At 71.2% G+C, this 17,348-nt stretch carries 14 protein-coding genes; 8 read left to right on the top strand and 6 right to left on the bottom strand.

Going from position 1 to position 17,348, the window contains the following annotated elements; all coding sequences use genetic code 11:
* Nucleotides 1–178: 178 nt before the first annotated feature.
* Entirely contained in the window at nt 179–880 is a 702-nt protein-coding gene (locus ACWD68_RS23320) for a class I SAM-dependent methyltransferase (RefSeq protein ID WP_451808366.1), read from the bottom strand.
* A gap of 83 nt (nt 881–963) precedes the next feature.
* A complete protein-coding gene (locus ACWD68_RS23315; protein ID WP_451808365.1) occupies nt 964–1,590 on the bottom strand; it encodes a DUF3043 domain-containing protein in 627 nt (208 codons plus the stop codon).
* A gap of 245 nt (nt 1,591–1,835) precedes the next feature.
* Between ACWD68_RS23315 and ACWD68_RS23310 the strand changes: the two genes are divergently transcribed.
* The 6 genes from ACWD68_RS23310 (at nt 1,836) to ACWD68_RS23285 (ending at nt 10,099) form a co-directional block, all read left to right on the top strand.
* Nucleotides 1,836–2,630, top strand: a complete 795-nt coding sequence (locus ACWD68_RS23310; RefSeq protein ID WP_266765642.1) for a PspA/IM30 family protein — start codon at nt 1,836–1,838, stop codon at nt 2,628–2,630.
* 30 nt (nt 2,631–2,660) lie between these two features.
* Nucleotides 2,661–2,939, top strand: a complete 279-nt coding sequence (gene pspAA, locus ACWD68_RS23305; RefSeq protein WP_451808364.1) for a PspA-associated protein PspAA — start codon at nt 2,661–2,663, stop codon at nt 2,937–2,939.
* Nucleotides 2,940–3,596: 657 nt separating this feature from the next.
* Nucleotides 3,597–4,817: a sensor histidine kinase gene (locus ACWD68_RS23300; protein WP_451808363.1), complete on the top strand. Its 1,221-nt coding sequence runs from the start codon at nt 3,597–3,599 to the stop codon at nt 4,815–4,817.
* Nucleotides 4,814–5,494: a response regulator transcription factor gene (locus tag ACWD68_RS23295; RefSeq protein ID WP_451808362.1), complete on the top strand. Its 681-nt coding sequence runs from the start codon at nt 4,814–4,816 to the stop codon at nt 5,492–5,494. The genes ACWD68_RS23300 and ACWD68_RS23295 overlap by 4 nt, the downstream gene beginning before the upstream one ends.
* A gap of 156 nt (nt 5,495–5,650) precedes the next feature.
* Nucleotides 5,651–8,776: an efflux RND transporter permease subunit gene (locus tag ACWD68_RS23290; protein ID WP_451808361.1), complete on the top strand. Its 3,126-nt coding sequence runs from the start codon at nt 5,651–5,653 to the stop codon at nt 8,774–8,776.
* A gap of 210 nt (nt 8,777–8,986) precedes the next feature.
* Complete coding sequence (locus ACWD68_RS23285; protein WP_451808360.1) at nt 8,987–10,099, top strand: glycoside hydrolase family 19 protein; 1,113 nt, start codon at nt 8,987–8,989, stop codon at nt 10,097–10,099.
* A gap of 115 nt (nt 10,100–10,214) precedes the next feature.
* On the opposite strand, the gene nadA is transcribed toward ACWD68_RS23285, so the two are convergent.
* The gene (nadA, locus tag ACWD68_RS23280) at nt 10,215–11,399 is read right to left on the bottom strand and encodes a quinolinate synthase NadA (protein ID WP_451808359.1); all 1,185 of its coding nucleotides are present in this window, start codon (nt 11,397–11,399) and stop codon (nt 10,215–10,217) included.
* A 336-nt stretch (nt 11,400–11,735) separates the two neighbouring features.
* Here nadA and erpA point away from each other — a divergent pair, with 336 nt between their 5' ends.
* Complete coding sequence (gene erpA / locus ACWD68_RS23275; RefSeq protein ID WP_451808358.1) at nt 11,736–12,092, top strand: iron-sulfur cluster insertion protein ErpA; 357 nt, start codon at nt 11,736–11,738, stop codon at nt 12,090–12,092.
* 180 nt (nt 12,093–12,272) lie between these two features.
* Here the strand turns inward: erpA and ACWD68_RS23270 are convergent, their stop codons facing one another.
* Nucleotides 12,273–14,276 (bottom strand): hypothetical protein, encoded by a 2,004-nt coding sequence (locus ACWD68_RS23270; protein WP_451808357.1) that lies wholly within the window; start codon nt 14,274–14,276, stop codon nt 12,273–12,275.
* Nucleotides 14,277–14,485: 209 nt separating this feature from the next.
* Entirely contained in the window at nt 14,486–14,707 is a 222-nt protein-coding gene (locus ACWD68_RS23265) for a hypothetical protein (protein ID WP_266757870.1), read from the bottom strand.
* Between the two features lie 135 nt (nt 14,708–14,842).
* Here ACWD68_RS23265 and ACWD68_RS23260 point away from each other — a divergent pair, with 135 nt between their 5' ends.
* Nucleotides 14,843–15,817, top strand: coding sequence for a carbohydrate kinase family protein (locus ACWD68_RS23260; RefSeq protein WP_451808356.1), 975 nt, complete (start codon nt 14,843–14,845; stop codon nt 15,815–15,817).
* A 93-nt stretch (nt 15,818–15,910) separates the two neighbouring features.
* On the opposite strand, the gene ACWD68_RS23255 is transcribed toward ACWD68_RS23260, so the two are convergent.
* Complete coding sequence (locus ACWD68_RS23255; protein WP_451808355.1) at nt 15,911–17,293, bottom strand: aminotransferase class V-fold PLP-dependent enzyme; 1,383 nt, start codon at nt 17,291–17,293, stop codon at nt 15,911–15,913.
* Nucleotides 17,294–17,348: the final 55 nt, after the last annotated feature.

Below are 17,348 nucleotides of genomic sequence, written 5' to 3'. Positions count from 1 at the left end.
ACGGACGTCCGGCCTCGTTCCGAAGGCGTGCCGCCGGCCCCGTTCCGAGCAGTCGGCTCGGCCGCCATGCCGGGGGCGGAGACGGCGGGGGCGGGCGGTGCCGAGCAGGGCGCGGACGGGCCGCGTGTGCAGGAGCTCCAGGACCGTCACCGGCCGGCGCGGCCCCGAAGCCGTTGTCTCAGCCCCGCACGCCGCACAGGTGCAGCAGCGCCGCCACCTGGCGGTACGGATCCGTCCGTCCGGCCCGCTCCTCCGCGGCCAGCAGCGTCTCCGCGTCCGGCGGAAGCGGCGTGCCGTCGGCCGCCGTGTCCGTGAAGACCCGCACGCCGTACCAGGCGTGCAGCGGAGCCCCGATCCCGGCGAGCGTGCCGGTCAGCGTGGCGAGCCGGTCGGCGCGGACGTCGAGGCCGAGCCGGTTCGTGTACGCGGTCGTGTCGAACGAGGCCAGCGTCGCCGCCCAGTCCCCGCCGAGCCCGGGCCGCATGGCCAGCGCGTCCGCGTTGCGCACCAGCAGGGAGAGCAGCCCGCCGGGAGCCAGCATCCGGGCCATGCCCGCCAGCAGCGCGTCCGGATCCTCGACGTACATCAGGACGCCGTGGCACAGCACCACGTCGAAACTGCCCGGCAGGAAATGGACACCGGTCTCGCGCCCGTCGCCCTCGATGAGGCGCACCCTGCCGCGGATGCCCTCGGGCTCGGCGGCCAGTGCCTCCCGGGCCACGGCCAGCATCGTCGCGTCCTGCTCGAGCCCGGTCACCTGATGACCGGCCCGGGCGAGCCGCAGGGCCTGCGTGCCCTGGCCCATCCCGACATCGAGCACCCGCAGCCGCCGGCCCACCGGATACCGCCCGGCTATCTGCTCGTCGAGCTGCCGGGCCACCAGTTCCTGTCGTACGACATCACGCAGCCCGCCCAGCTTGTTCAGCCAGGCATCCGCCGCGCCCCCGGAGAAAGACGTCGTGCTCAGGGCCGCTCTCCGCGCTTGACCTGCGGCTTCGGCAGCCGGAGTCGACGCATCTGGAGGGTACGCATCAGCGCGTAGGGAACCGCGCCCTTCTTGGGCAGGTCCGGGAAGCGCGTGTTGAGCTGCTTCTTCAGGCGGATCGCGATGCCGATCGAGTCGACCACGATCATCACGATGACGACCAGCCACAGCAGCAGCGCGATGTTCTGGAGCGAGCCGACCCGCACCATGCTCAGGACGAGGATGACCACGGCCATCGGCAGGAAGAACTCGGCGACGCAGAATCGCGAGTCCACGAAGTCACGGGCGAAGCGGCGCACCGGACCCTTGTCACGGGCGGGCAGATAACGCTCGTCACCGCTGGCCAGCGCCTGGCGCTGCTTCTCCATCGCGGCGCGGCGGTCGTCGCGCTGCCGCTTGGACGCCTCCTTGCGCGTCGTCGGCGTCTGGGCGACGCTGCGACGCTGGGTCTGGGCCTCACTGCGCTTGGGCGTGGGGCGGCCCTTGGGGGCCTGCGGATCACGGGTCACTTTGGAGTCGGTCACCAGCGCCTTGTCGGCGGGGGCCTTCTCTTCCTTCGCACGGCTACGGAACACAAAACCCAAGGGTACGGGGTCCGCGGGCATGGACGTCGGTCGAGTGGGGAACGATCCGGCAACACCGTGCGTCTGTAGGGGGACAGAGGGGACGTCGTTCCTGGTGGACCCCGGGTGTCACCTACTCCCTACGCCGGAGTGGTGGACAACGCAGTCGTCCTTGGGGATGAGCGCATCCGTCCCCGAACAGTGCGGTAATGGATGCAGGGCCCGTACTGTGGGTCCTGTTGCAGTACCTGGAGCTGGAGTCCGTCAGAAGGGGGCGCGCGAAGCCCATGAGCGGTGTCATGAAGCGTATGGGGATGATCTTCCGCGCGAAGGCGAACAAGGCCCTTGACCGGGCCGAGGACCCGCGCGAGACCCTCGATTACTCGTACCAGAAGCAACTGGAGCTGCTCCAGAAGGTCCGGCGCGGTGTCGCCGACGTGGCGACCAGCCGCAAGCGCCTCGAACTGCAGCTGAACCAGCTCCAGAACCAGTCCTCCAAGCTGGAGGACCAGGGGCGCAAGGCCCTCGCGCTCGGTCGTGAGGACCTGGCCCGTGAGGCGCTGTCGCGCCGTGCCGCGCTCCAGCAGCAGGTGACCGACCTGGAGACGCAGCACCAGACCCTGCAGGGCGAGGAGGAGAAGCTCACCCTCGCGGCCCAGCGGCTCCAGGCCAAGGTCGACGCCTTCCGCACCAAGAAGGAGACGATCAAGGCGACGTACACGGCGGCCCAGGCACAGACCCGGATCGGGGAGGCCTTCTCCGGCATCTCCGAGGAGATGGGCGATGTGGGGCTTGCCATCCAGCGTGCCGAGGACAAGACCGCGCAGCTCCAGGCGAGGGCCGGCGCGATCGACGAGCTGCTCGCCTCCGGAGCTCTCGACGACCAGTCCGGGCTGGCCAAGGACGACATCCAGAGCGAGCTGGACCGGCTCTCCGGTGGTACGGATGTAGAGCTGGAGCTGCAGCGCATGAAGGCGGAGCTGGCCGGCGGCTCCTCGTCACAGCAGGCGATCGAGGGCGGCACGGGCCAGTCCCAGCCGTCGTCGCAGCCCCAGGACACGCCGCGCTTCGACAAGCAGTGACCGACAGGGCCCACGCCTGAGGAGGGCGACATGATCGTACGGATCATGGGGGAGGGGCAGGTGAGGCTGGACGACGGCCACCTCACCGAACTGAACAAGCTGGACGACGAGCTGCTCGCCGAGATGGAGCGCGGCGACGAGTCCGGCTTCCGTCGCACCTTGGCAGCCCTGCTGGACGCGGTGCGCCGCGCCGGGACCCCGCTCCCCGACGACTCGCTGGAGCCGTCGGAGCTTATCCTCCCCTCTCCGGACGCCACGCTCGAAGAGGTCCGGGAGATGCTCAGCGGCGACGGCCTGATCCCCGGCTGAGCACCACCTCTCCGACCTAGCTCGGCCACTCCCCGCTCCCGCGCGTCTCAGGACCCGGGGAGGGCCCGGCGAGCGGACACCCCAGACAACACTCCGCGAGCCCGCCCCACAGGACCCGACACCCACAGGACCGGGCCGGCACCGCCGGACCCGACACCCGCAGAGCCCGACACCACCGGCCCCCGGCCCCGGCCTGATACGCCCCGTCCGCCCGCCCGGCGGACCCCGTTCCGCAGCCGTGCGGCCACGACATCGCCCGGCCGTTCCGGGCCCGACCCCAGGCCCGGCGAGAGCCCACCGCGCTGTCCGCCCACTCGGCGGGTCCCCGGTCCGCAGTCCGGCGGGGGCGGCATGGCGCGGCCGGTGTCGGCGGTGTCGGCGCGGCCGTGACTCGGCGAGAGCGCACGGCACGGGCCTTCCGCCCACGGGCCCCGCCCGGTCCGCGGTCCGGCGAGGATGCCATCACCGGCCGGTCGTCCTCGCCCGGCGGGGCACGGGCGAGAGCCCCCGCACTGTCCGCCGACCCCGGCAGGTCCCCGTTCCGCAGCCCGGCGAGGGCGGCATCGCCCGGCCGGTCCCCCGTCCGGCCTCGGTTCGGCGGCAGCGCACCCCGTACCGGCCGGTTCCCAGCCCGGCAGGGCCCCGTACCGTTGGCCCGTGAGCACCCTGGAGCGCACGAGGGACTGGCTGCGTGCCCACCCCCTCGCCCTGGACGCCGCCCTCGCCGCAGGCGTCCTCGTCTGCATGGTGGCCGGCTCCTTCGTCGACCCGCACGGCGCCGACGGCACGACCTGGGGCGCCCGTACCCCGGACGCCCTGAGCCTCGCCCTCATGGCCCTCGGCGCCGCCGCCCTGGTCTTCCGCCGCCGCGCCCCGATGAAGATCCTCACGGCGACCGTCGCCGTCTCCCTGGTGGAGCTGGTGACCGGCGACCCCCGGGCCCCGGTGGCGATGTGCGCCGTCGTCGCCCTCTACACCGTGGCCTCGGCCACCGACCGCCCCACGACCTGGCGCGTCGGCCTGGTCACCATGACCGTCCTGACGGCGGTCGCGATGCTCGCCGGGCCGCTGCCCTGGTACGCCCAGGAGAACCTCGGCGTCTTCGCCTGGACCGGCATGGCCGCCGCGGCGGGCGACGCCGTCCGCAGCCGGCGTGCCTTCGTGCACGCGATCAAGGAGCGCGCCGAACGGGCCGAGCGCACCCGCGAGGAGGAGGCGCGCCGCCGTGTCGCCGAGGAGCGGCTGCGGATCGCCCGCGATCTGCACGACGTCGTCGCCCACCACATCGCCCTCGTCAACGTGCAGGCCGGAGTCGCCTCCCACGTGATGGACAAGCGCCCCGACCAGGCCAAGGAGGCGCTCGCCCACGTACGCGAGGCCAGCCGGTCCGCGCTGAACGAACTGCGCGCCACCGTGGGTCTGCTGCGCCAGTCCGGCGATCCCGAGGCCCCGACCGAGCCCGCCCCCGGGCTGGCCCGGCTCGACGAGCTGGCCGACACCTTCCGCAACGCGGGGCTCCCGGTGGAGGTGGCCCGCTCCGACCACGGCACCGCGCTGCCCGCGGCCGTCGACCTCGCCGCGTACCGCGTGATCCAGGAGGCCCTCACCAATGTGCGCAAGCACGCGGGCGCGGGGGCGAAGGCCGAGGTCAGCGTGGTCCGCGTCGGGCCGAACGTGGAAGTGACCGTCCTCGACAACGGGCCCGGACAGGACGCGGACCCCCAGGAGGGCGGCGGGCACGGACTGCTCGGCATGCGCGAGCGGGTCACGGCGATCGGCGGGAGCTGCACGGCGGGTCCCCGATACGGAGGCGGCTTCCGCATCCATGCGATCCTTCCGGTCAAGAACCTCGCGCCTGCCCTGGGGGACCCCGTATGACCATCCGCGTCGTGCTCGCCGACGACCAGGCGTTGCTGCGCAGCGCGTTCCGTGTGCTGGTCGACTCGGAGCCGGACATGGAGGTCGTGGGAGAGGCGTCCGACGGCGCGGAGGCCGTGGCCCTGACCCGGGCCGAGCGGGCCGACGTGGTGCTGATGGACATCCGGATGCCCGGGACCGACGGCCTCACCGCCACCCGGCTGATCACCGCGGACCCGGGCCTCGCGCACGTACGGGTCGTGATGCTGACGACCTTCGAGGTCGACGAGTACGTGGTGCAGTCGCTGAGGGCCGGCGCGTCCGGGTTCCTCGGCAAGGGCGCCGAGCCCGAGGAACTGCTGAACGCCATCCGGATCGCGGCCGGCGGCGAGGCGCTGCTGTCCCCGGTGGCGACCAAGGGGCTGATCGCCAAGTTCCTCGCGCAGGGCGACGGTGACGACGGACGCCGCCCCATCGGCACCGACCGGCTCGACGCGCTCACGGGCCGCGAGCGCGAGGTGCTCGTCCAGGTCGCCGGAGGCCACTCCAACGACGAGATCGCCGAGCGCCTCGAAGTGAGCCCGCTCACGGTGAAGACGCACGTCAACCGGGCCATGGCCAAGCTCGGCGCCCGGGACCGGGCACAGCTGGTGGTCATCGCGTACGAGACCGGCCTGGTACGTCCGAGGGTGGACTGACGGTTACCTGCGCGTACTGCGCCTGGAGTAGGTTCCCGGTAAGGAACTGGACCCAGGGGCTACGGATCGTCGCCCGTTCATGGCCCAGGGTGTGACGTGGGGCGTTCCCCAGTCCCCTGCCTTCCGCTCGAACCACAGAAGAGAGACCCACCACCCATGTCCTGGCTGTCCAGATTCAGCCTCGCGCAGCGGGCCCTCATCGGGCTGATGTCGATCATCGCGCTCGCTTTCGGGGCGATAGCGATCCCCCAGCTCAAGCAGCAGCTGCTGCCCACCATCGAACTGCCCATGGTGTCCGTGCTCGCGCCGTACCAGGGTGCGTCTCCGGATGTGGTCGAGAAGCAGGTCGTCGAGCCGATCGAGGACAACCTCGAAGCCGTCGACGGCATCACCGGTGTCACCTCCACCGCGAGCGAGGGCAACGCCGTGATCATGGCGTCCTTCGACTACGGCAACGACACCAAGCAGCTCGTCGCCGACGTTCAGCAGGCCGTCAACCGGGCTCGTGCCCAGCTCCCGGACGACGTCGACCCGCAGGTCATCGCCGGTTCGACGGACGACATGCCGACCGTGGTCCTCGCCGTCACCTCCGGCCAGGACCAGCAGGCCCTGGCCGACCGGCTCGACCGCACGGTCGTCCCCGCCATCGACGGCATCGACGGCGTCGGCCGGGTCGCGGTCACCGGTGTGCGGGACCTCCAGGTCACCGTCACGCCCGACGAGAAGAAGCTCGCGAAGGCCGGCCTCACCACGGCCGCCCTCGGCCAGGCCCTCCAGGCGGGCGGGGCGACTGTCCCGGCCGGTTCCTTCGACGAGGACGGCAGCAACCAGACCGTGCGGGTCGGCGGCGGCTTCACCTCGCTGGGGCAGATCCAGGACCTGATGGTCGCGGGTCAGCCGGGCAGGAAGCCGGTGCGCCTCGGCAGCGTCGCCACCGTGAAGCAGGAGCAGGCCAAGGCCGACTCCATCACGCGCACCGACGGCCGCCCGAGCCTCGCCGTGATGGTGACCATGGACCACGACGGCAGCGCCGTCGCCATCTCCGACGCGGTCAGGGACAAGCTGCCCGGCCTCCGGGCGGACCTGGGCGCGGGGGCGAAGATCACCGTCGTCAGCGACCAGGGTCCGGCGGTCTCGAAGTCCATCCACGGACTGACCACCGAGGGCGCCCTCGGCCTGCTCTTCGCGGTCCTGGTCATCCTGGTCTTCCTGGCGTCGGTCCGCTCGACGCTGGTCACCGCCGTGTCCATCCCGCTGTCCGTGGTGCTGGCCCTGGTCGTGCTGTGGACCCGGGACCTGTCGCTCAACATGCTGACGCTGGGCGCGCTCACCATCGCGATCGGCCGGGTCGTCGACGACTCGATCGTCGTCCTGGAGAACATCAAGCGGCACCTCGGATACGGCGAGGAGCGTGAGGAGGCGATCCTCACGGCGGTCCGCGAGGTGGCCGGCGCGGTCACCTCCTCGACCCTCACCACGGTCGCCGTCTTCCTGCCGATCGGTCTGACCGGCGGCATGGTCGGCGAACTGTTCGGCTCCTTCAGCCTGACGGTCACGGCGGCGCTCCTCGCCTCCCTGCTCGTCTCGCTGACGGTCGTCCCGGTGCTCTCGTACTGGTTCCTGCGCGCTCCCAAGGGCACCCCGGCGGACGCCGCGGAGGCCCGGCGCAAGGCCGAGGAGAAGGAGGAGCGCAGCCGTCTGCAGCGTTTCTACGTCCCCGTCCTGCGCTTCGCGACCCGTCGCCGGCTGACCAGTGTGCTGATCGCGGTAGCGGTGCTCTTCGGCACGTTCGGCATGGCGCCCCTGCTGAAGACGAACTTCTTCGACCAGGGCGACCAGGAAGTCCTCACCGTCAAGCAGGAGTTGAAGCCGGGCGCCAGCCTGGCGGCGACCGACGAGCAGGCACGGAAGGTCGAGAAGCTCCTCGGCGGCGTCAAGGGCGTCAAGGACTACCAGGTCACCATCGGATCCTCCGGCTTCATGGCGGCCTTCGGCGGCGGTACGGACACCAACCAGGCGTCGTACCAGGTCATGCTGGAGGACTCGGCGTCCTACCAGGACGTCCAGGACCGCATCGAGGAGGGGCTCGGCAAGCTCTCCGGGCTCGGCACCACCACGGTCGCGGCCGGTGACGGTTTCGGCAGCCAGGACCTCAGTGTCGTCGTGAAGGCGGCCGACGGGGACGTGCTGCGCAAGGCGGCCGACCAGGTCCGCGACGAGGTCGCGAAGCTCGACGACGTCACGGACGTCACGAGCGACCTGTCCCAGAGCGTGCCGCGCATCTCGGTCGAGGCCAACTCCAAGGCGGCGGCGGCCGGTTACAACGACGCCACGCTCGGCGCGGCCGTCGCCCAGGCGGTACGCGGCACGACCAGCGGCAAGGCGATCCTGGACGACACCGAGCGGGACATCGTCATCACGTCCGCCGAGCCGGCCGGCACGCTGGCCGAGCTGCGCGGGCTGCGGCTCGGCGCGGTGAAGCTCGGTGACATCGCGAAGGTGGAGGTCGTCGACGGGCCGGTCTCGATGACCCGGATCGACGGCCAGCGGGCTGCCACCATCACGGCCAGGCCGACCGGTGACAACACCGGCGCGGTCAGCGCGGACCTCACCGCGAAGCTGAAGAAGCTGAAGCTGCCGGCCGGCGCCACGGCATCGATCGGTGGTGTCTCGCAGGACCAGGACGACGCGTTCGCGTCGCTCGGCCTCGCGATGCTGGCGGCGATCGCGATCGTCTTCATGCTGCTGGTGGCGACCTTCCGCTCGCTCGTGCAGCCGCTGATCCTGCTCGTGTCGATCCCGTTCGCGGCGACCGGCGCGATCGGCCTGCTCATCGTCACGGGCACCCCGATGGGTGTCCCCGCGATGATCGGCATGCTGATGCTCATCGGCATCGTGGTGACGAACGCGATCGTGCTGATCGACCTCATCAACCAGTACCGCGCGCAGGGTCACGGCGTGGTCGAGGCCGTGATCGAGGGCGGCCGGCACCGGCTCCGCCCGATCCTGATGACGGCACTGGCGACGATCTTCGCCCTGCTGCCGATGGCGCTGGGTGTGACCGGCGAGGGCGGCTTCATCGCGCAGCCGCTCGCGGTGGTCGTGATCGGTGGCCTCATCACGTCGACGCTGCTGACGCTGCTGCTCGTTCCGACGCTCTACGCGATGATCGAGCTCCGCAAGGAGCGCCGGGCGAAGAAGAAGGCGGCGAAGCGGGAGGCGAAGTCCGGCGAGAGTGCCGTCGGCCAGGAGGACAAGTCCCCGGAGCCTGCCGGAGTCTGACCCGGTTCCAGGAAGGGGCCCCTGCCCCGGCGTTCACGCGCCGGGGCAGGGGCCCCTTCTTTTTCGGCCAGGCCCGAGCCGTCGGAAATTGGTCCATACCAAAGTCTTGACGCGGTTTTGCTCACGCCTTAAAACAACTGGTGAAGACCTCTCTTTCGACCCCCCACCGGAGCGCCCGGAGCGCACCTCGGCGAAAGGTATGGCATGGGCATGCACATTCGATGGAGACGTGCGGCGTACGCCGCGGTCGGCACCCTTGTCCTCGGACTGCTGAGCGTGCTCCCGGCCTCGCCCGCCGCGGCCGCCACGGGACAGATCAGCGGTCTCGCGGGCAAGTGCGTCGACGTGGCGGGAGCGGGCACCGCCAACGGCACGGCCGTACAGCTCTACGACTGCAACGGCACCGGGGCACAGCAGTGGAACGTCGGTGCGGACGGCACGATCCGGGCGCTCGGCAAGTGTCTGGACGTCACCGGCAACTCGACCGCCGACGGGGCCCGGCTCCAGCTGTGGGACTGCACCGGCGGTCCCAATCAGCGGTGGGTCGTCACAGCGGCCCGGGACATCGTGAACCCCCAGGCCGACAAGTGCGCCGACGTCACCGGCAACAACGCGGCCAACGGCACCCGGCTGCAGATCTGGACCTGCACCGGCGGTGCGAACCAGAAGTGGACGGCGCCGGCCACCGGGGGCGGCACCCCGAGCGGATTCGTCGTCTCCGAGGCGCAGTTCAACCAGATGTTCCCGAACCGGAACCCCTTCTACACCTACAGCGGCCTGACCGCGGCCCTCGGTGCCTACCCCGCCTTCACCGGGACCGGCAGTGACACGGTCAGGAAGCAGGAGGCCGCCGCGTTCCTGGCCAACGTCAACCACGAGACCGGCGGTCTGGTCCACGTCGTGGAGCAGAACACCGCCAACTACCCGCACTACTGCGACTGGAGCCAGTCCTACGGCTGCCCGGCGGGCCAGGCGGCGTACTACGGGCGCGGCCCGATCCAGCTCAGCTGGAACTTCAACTACAAGGCCGCGGGCGACGCCCTCGGCATCGACCTGCTGGGCAACCCCTGGCTCGTCCAGAACGACTCGGCCGTGGCCTGGAAGACCGGCCTCTGGTACTGGAACACCCAGTCCGGACCCGGCACCATGACCCCCCACAACGCGATGGTCAACAGCGCCGGCTTCGGCCAGACCATCCGCAGCATCAACGGCTCGCTGGAATGCGACGGCAGGAACCCCGCACAGGTGCAGAGCCGCGTGGACGCCTACCAGCGCTTCACCTCGATCCTCGGCGTCACACCGGGAGCCAACCTCTACTGCTGACGCCCATCGACAAGGGGCGCCCCTCATGGCCGAGGGGCGCCCCTTGTCCGTGACTCCAGGTCCGCGGCGGCGATGTCCGCCTCCGGGCCGGAGGCGGCGCCGCGTGACGCGCGGTCTACGGCAGCGCCAGCATCCGCTCCAGCGCCAGCTTCGCGAACGTCTCGGTCTCCTTGTCGACCTCGATGCGGTTGACGAGGTTGCCCTCGGCGAGGGATTCCAGGGTCCACACCAGGTGCGGCAGGTCGATGCGGTTCATCGTCGAGCAGAAGCAGACCGTCTTGTCGAGGAAGGCGATCTCCTTGCCCTCGGGCGCGAAACGGTTCGCGAGGCGGCGTACGAGGTTCAGCTCCGTGCCGATCGCCCACTTGGAACCGGCCGGGGCGGCCTCCAGGGCCTTGATGATGTACTCCGTGGAGCCGACGTAGTCCGCCGCCGCGACGACCTCGTGCTTGCACTCGGGGTGCACGAGGACGTTGACGCCGGGGATCCGCTCGCGCACGTCGTTCACCGAGTCCACGCTGAAGCGGCCGTGCACCGAGCAGTGGCCGCGCCACAGGATCATCTTCGCGTCGCGCAGCTGCTCCGCGGTCAGCCCGCCGTTCGGCTTGTGCGGGTTGTAGACCACGCAGTCGTCCAGGGACATGCCCAGGTCGCGGACGGCGGTGTTGCGGCCGAGGTGCTGGTCGGGCAGGAACAGCACCTGCGAACCCTGTTCGAAGGCCCACTCGAGGGCCCGCTGGGCGTTCGACGACGTGCAGATCGTGCCGCCGTGCTTGCCGGTGAAGGCCTTGATGTCCGCGGACGAGTTCATGTACGAGACGGGTACGACCCGGTCGGCTATGCCGGCCTCGGTCAGCACGTCCCAGCACTCGGCGACCTGCTCGGCCGTGGCCATGTCGGCCATCGAGCAACCCGCGGCGAGGTCCGGCAGGACGACCTTCTGGGCGTCGCCCGTGAGGATGTCGGCCGACTCCGCCATGAAGTGCACGCCGCAGAAGACGATGTACTCGGCCTCCGGACGGGCCGCCGCGTCCCGGGCCAGCTTGAAGGAGTCGCCCGTGACGTCCGCGAACTGGATGACCTCGTCGCGCTGGTAGTGGTGGCCGAGCACGAAGACCTTGTCGCCGAGCTTCTCCTTGGCCGCACGAGCGCGCTCGACCAGGTCCGGGTCGGACGGCGAGGGCAGGTCGCCGGGGCACTCGACGCCTCGCTCGCTCCTCGGGTCGGCCTCGCGGCCGAGCAGCAGCAGGGCGAGGGGCGTCGGCTGTACGTCGAGCTCCTGGGTCTGGGCGGTGGTCACGACACGCACCCTTTCTGTTCCGCGGCTCGCCGGGCTCGTAAAGGAGCGGGCCCGGCGGAACGATGCCTTTTCGTCGAATTGACGCTATCTATCATAACCGCTTCACGTCACGTTGACGATGTCCATAGCGTCGATGTGACGTGAATCCCGGTCGCCTGTCCGGCGGGTGACCCCCGGCTGTCCGTGGGGTTGTCCACAGGCCGGTGTTCACGCGCAGGCGCGTGTGCGAGCATGAAGAGAGAAGGCAAAGACATGAGCTCGGCCCGGAATGAATCCGCGGCCCCGCCGGTTGCAACCGTCGGCAAGCAGTCTCCGTACAACCCGGGAGAGAAGCAGATGTCCGTATCGGACGAGACCACCACCGTGAGCGACGGCATCATGCTGTCCGACGCCGCCGCGGCCAAGGTCAAGGCCCTGCTCGACCAGGAAGGCCGCGAGGACCTGGCACTGCGCGTCGCCGTTCAGCCCGGCGGCTGCTCCGGCCTGCGGTACCAGCTCTTCTTCGACGAGCGCACCCTCGACGGCGATGTCGTCAAGGACTTCGACGGTGTCAAGGTCGTCACCGACCGCATGAGCGCCCCGTACCTGGGCGGCGCCTCGATCGACTTCGTGGACACCATCGAGAAGCAGGGCTTCACGATCGACAACCCGAACGCGACGGGCTCCTGCGCCTGCGGCGACTCCTTCAGCTAGGTCCGGGACCGGCGGGGCCCGAGATGTACCGGGCCCGGTTCGGCCGGCCCGATTGCCACTGAGCCGAGCCCGCGGCTCACGGCTCCGGCCGGGCACGCTCGCGCGCGCCGAGTACGGACGAAGGCGGCGTCCCCCTCCGACAGGGACGCCGCCTTCGCGTATCCGGGACCGGGGCGGCCGTTACCGGGGCCCCGCGGACGTCGCTCCGGAGGCCTCGGGCATCGTGATCGTGCCCTCGTGGACCGCCCGGCCGTCCGTCCCCACGACTTTCCGGCCGCCGAGCGGCTCCTTCAGGTGCACCGTCTTCTCGTAGAACTTGGCGATCATGATGCAGACCTTGTTCTTCCAGGGCTTCTCCGTCACGGTCACGGTCACCTGTCCGGAGCTCTCGCTCGCCGACGCCGTGTAGTCGGCGCACACCCCGCCGGTGAAGCTGACCGTCAGGTCCTTGCCCTCCGCGGTGTAGCCCTGGACGTCCACGTCACGGGTGGCCGCAGGCGAGGACGGCTCGTCCTGGGGCGCGGTGGGAACCGGGCTCGGCTGCGCCGAAGCTGCCGTCGAGGTCAGGAACTTCGGATCGACCGCCGGATGCGTCACGGTGTAGGTGTCCCCGGAACCCGGCGACCGCACCTCGAACAGCCAGGACGGCACGAGTGCCTGCCGCCCGTTCGCGCGGTGCGCCGCCAGTCCGAAGGTGGCCTTCTCGACGGTCACCGCCTCCGGCTCCGGTGCCGGGGTCGGGTGCTCGCACGGCATCTCGTCCCGGTCCTTCAGCGGCACGGGGCTGGCGCAGCCGCCGATGCCCATGCGCCGGTCGCCCGATGCCGACGCCGGCTCGTTCATCAGGTCCAGCGTCTTCCGCGCGCCGACGACCGGGTACGTGTCCCCCTTCACCGGGGCCTTCAACCGGCCGCTGCCGCCGATGACATGGCCCTCCACATCGATCCTGAGGCCGGTCGTCCATCCGTACGTGGGCAGTCCGCCCACCACCGGGTCGGCGTTCACCACCCGCACCCGGTCCATGAGCTGGCTAGCGTCCAGTTTCGCGTCGTCCTGGCCGACGGCCTTCAGTACGGGCGCCGCCGCCTTCCTGGCCGCCGCCTCGCTCACCGGGTCCGGCGCGAACTGGGTCAGGGAGCCGGAGCCGACGGGCCGGCACAGCTTGCCCTTGGGGCAGTTGTCGGTCCCCGGAACGGAGGAACTGAAGGTCCAGGTCCCCGGAGCGTCCGCGTTCACCCGCAGGTTCGGCTCGGCGCCGTCCTTGACGGACCCGACCGTCCAGGTGTCCCCGGTCAGCCGCGGGGCGCCCGGCAGGTCCAGGGCCTTCGCCAGCCGGGTCACCTCGGCCCGGGTCACCCTGCCCTCGGCCCAGTGGATACGAGCCGAGCCCGGTCCCGCGGGGAGTTCGCCGTCGGCGCGGTAGGTCGCGCCGTAGGGGTTGGGCTCGCCGGGCGCGATGCCGTTGGTGCCGCTCGTGGACCCCGTGCTCGTGGTGCTCTCGGAGTAGCCGTCGAGGGCGAGCGGCGGGGGAGTGGCGTCTCCGCCGGGCGTACCGGAACGGCCACCGCCGGACGTGGTCGCGGCGAAGTACGCCCCGCCGCCTCCGACGAGCAGCACCGCGGCGACGACCGAGGCGACGACCGCCGGCGTGTTCCGCCGCCGCGCCCCACCCGCGCCGGCACCCGCGACGGGCCCTCCGACGATCCCCGGGAGGGGACCTTCGCCGGTGTCATCGACGCCGTCCGGGACGGGATGTGCGACCGCGGCTCCGGAGGAACTCTCGACGGTGCCCTCGGCATGATCTTCGGAAGTGCCGTGGGCGGGCCCCTCGGATCGCTCCTCGGCCGCGCCTCCTACGGGCTCCTGGGCGGGACCGTCGACGAGGTCCTCGTCACGACTCCCCGCCGCGCCCTCGGTCCGCGTTTCCACGGGACGCTCGGCGGTGTCCTCGTTGGTGCCCTCGGCCGTGTCCTCGGCGCTGGCCTCGCCGGGGTCCTCGGCGGAATCTTTGGCGGGCCCCTCGGCGGGGTCCCCGACGGGATTCTCCACGACGTCCTCGGTGGGACCCGCGTCGGTGTCCTCGGCGGGGCCGTCGAGGGCGCGCCCGGTGGCGCCCTCGACGGGACCCTGGGCGTGACCCTCGACGGGATCGGTCGCGTCGTTGTCGGGTCGCTCGGTGCTCACCGCATCGCTCCTTCGGCTCCACTGCTGTCCCATGACCCGGCCCTGCCAATGACGGGCTCTCCAGGGTCGTATACCGCATCCCCTTTACGGGGGACAGCGATGGGACGCAGCGGGGGAGCGCACGGTTCCCTGCGGGCGCTCTCCGTACTCACCCGTTCGGCGCCGCCGGACTCTCACCCGTTCGGCGGCACCGCTCGGGCCGCGGCCGATCAGTCGCCGTAGTCGGACATCGCGTCCAGCAGTCGTGCGGAGGTGGGCGGAACGGTCACCCCGTGGATGAGTGAGGGGGAGACGGGGAGGGAAGAGACCGGTGCGGGAGCCGACCAGTGGCCGGCCATCCGGGCGCAGTCGCCGCGCAGCGACGCCATATCGCCTTCCAGGTCACTGACCGGGCCGAGCGGAGCGGTGTCATGGACCTTGAGGTTCGTCATACCGGCACCGTATGCACCGTTGCCGTCACGAAGAAAGATCTACTATCGGGTAGTTTTGGCCGCTTCAGCGGGCGTCCGCGGACCCGGTAGCGTTAACTGTCAATCCCCCTCCCTTCGCAGGAGCGTGTCCTAGCCGTGCGTATCGCAGTCACCGGCTCCATCGCCACCGACCACCTCATGACCTTTCCCGGCCGTTTCGCCGACCAGCTGGTCGCGGATCAGCTGCACACGGTCTCCCTCTCCTTCCTGGTCGACAACCTCGACGTCCGCCGGGGAGGGGTAGGCGCGAACATCGCGTTCGGCATGGGCCAGCTCGGTACCCGTCCGGTCCTGGTCGGGGCGGCAGGCTCCGACTTCGACGACTACCGCGCCTGGCTGGACCGGCACGGCGTCGACACCGACTCCGTCCGGATCTCCGAGGTGCTGCACACCGCGCGCTTCGTGTGCACCACGGACGCCGACCACAACCAGATCGGCTCCTTCTACACGGGCGCGATGAGCGAGGCCCGCCTCATCGAACTCAAGGCCGTCGCGGACCGGGTCGGCGGTCTCGACCTCGTCCTGATCGGCGCGGACGACCCCGAGGGGATGCTCCGCCACACCGAGGAGTGCCGCTCGCGCGCGATCCCGTTCGCCGCCGACTTCTCGCAGCAGATCGCGCGCATGAACGGCGACGAGATCCGGATACTGCTGGACGGGGCGACCTACCTCTTCTCGAACGAGTACGAGAAAGGACTCATCGAGTCCAAGACCGGCTGGAGCGACGAGGAGATCCTCTCCAAGGTCGGCCACCGGGTGACCACCCTCGGCTCGCGCGGTGTCCGTATCGAGCGCTCCGGCGAGGACCCGATCGAGGTCGGCTGCCCCGAGGAGGAGCTCAAGGCGGACCCGACGGGCGTCGGTGACGCGTTCCGCGCCGGCTTCCTCTCCGGTCTCGCCTGGGGTGTCTCCCTGCAGCGCGCCGCCCAGGTCGGCTGCATGCTCGCCACCCTGGTCATCGAGACGGTCGGCACCCAGGAGTACCAGCTGCGCCGCGCCCACTTCATGGACCGCTTCACCAAGGCGTACGGCCATGACGCCGCCGCCGAGGTCCGGGCCCACCTCTCCTAGGCGAAGGTCCCGGCCCGACACGCCCGGGCGGAGGCGGGAGTCCGCCTCGCCCGGGTCGAGGTCCTGGCCCGGCCTCCGGGACCGGGGCACGTACTAGGAGAGCCGGCGGACCACATAGGCCGAGCCGTGGTCCGCCGGCTCCTCGCCGACGTACTCCTGGCCCCGCATCTCGCACCACGCGGGGATGTCGAGGCGGGCCGCCTCGTCGTCGGAGAGGACCCGGACCGTGCCGCCGACCGGCACGTCCCCGATGACCTTGGCCAGCTCGATGACGGGGATCGGGCACCTCTTGCCCAGCGCGTTGACCACCAGCGAGTCGACGGAGGCGGGGGTCTTCGTCGCCGTCGCCGGCGCGCCCAGCTTCTCGCGGACCCCCGAGACCGCTCCCGGGAGGACCGACAGGAAGCGGTCGACGTCCTCCTCCGGGGTGCCGGGCGGCAGCGACACCCGCACGTTGCCCTCGCTCAGCACGCCCATGGCCTTCAGGACATGACTGGGGGTGAGGGTGCTGCTCGTGCAGGAGGAGCCCGAGGAGACCGAGAAGCCGCTCCTGTCCAGTTCGTGGAGCAGGGTCTCCCCGTCGACATAGAGACAGGAGAAGGTGACGATCCCCGGGAGCCGGCGGACCGCGTCGCCGACCACCTCGACATCCGGCACCAGCGCGGGCACCCGTGCGCGGATCCGCTCCGTCAGTTCGCGCAGCCGTGCCGCCTCCCCGGCCGCCTCCGCGCGGACGGCTCGCAGCGAGGCAGCCGCCGCCACGATCGCCGGGATGTTCTCGAACCCGGCCGCCCGCCCCGACTCCCGCTCGTCCGCGGGCCCTTGTGGCGCGAACCGGACCCCCTTGCGTACGACGAGCAGTCCGACGCCCGAAGGGCCACCCCATTTGTGGGCACTTGCGGTCAGCAGGGACCAGTCGCCCTCCACCCGCCCCCAGCCCAGCGACTGCGCCGCGTCCACCAGTAGCGGCACCCCCGCCTCCCGGCACATCTGTGCTACTTCGGCCACCGGTTGCTCCGTGCCCACCTCGTGGTTGGCGGACTGAAGACAGGCCAGCGCGGTGTCGGGGCGCAGGGCCGCGGCGTACGACGAAGGGGACACCCTGCCCGCGCGGTCCACCTGAACCTGGGTCACCGCACCGCCCGACGCCTCGTGGACGTCTGCCGAATGGAGTACCGACGAATGTTCGACGGCTGACACGACCAGGTGGCGTCCGACCCGCCGCCGGCCCGCAAGGGCGCCCTCGATCCCGGAGTGCACCGCGCGGGTGCCGGAGGCGGTGAAGGCCAGTTCGTCGGGGCGGCAGCCCACCGCGTCGGCCGCCGCCTCGCGGGCCGCGTCGAGGAGCAGGCGGGCCCGGCGGCCCTCCCGGTACAGGCGGGCGGGATCGGCCCACCCCTCATCGAGCGAGGCCTGCAGGGCCTGTCGGGCGACGGGGTGCAGCGGAGCCGCGGACGCGGCGTCGAAGTAGGACACGCCACCACGCTAGTCCGTGCTCCCAAGGGGGCGTCAGAAGCCATCCGGACTGGGG

The organism is Streptomyces sp. NPDC005141, from assembly GCF_053599975.1.
This window is presented reverse-complemented; position numbering and strand designations above follow the sequence as displayed.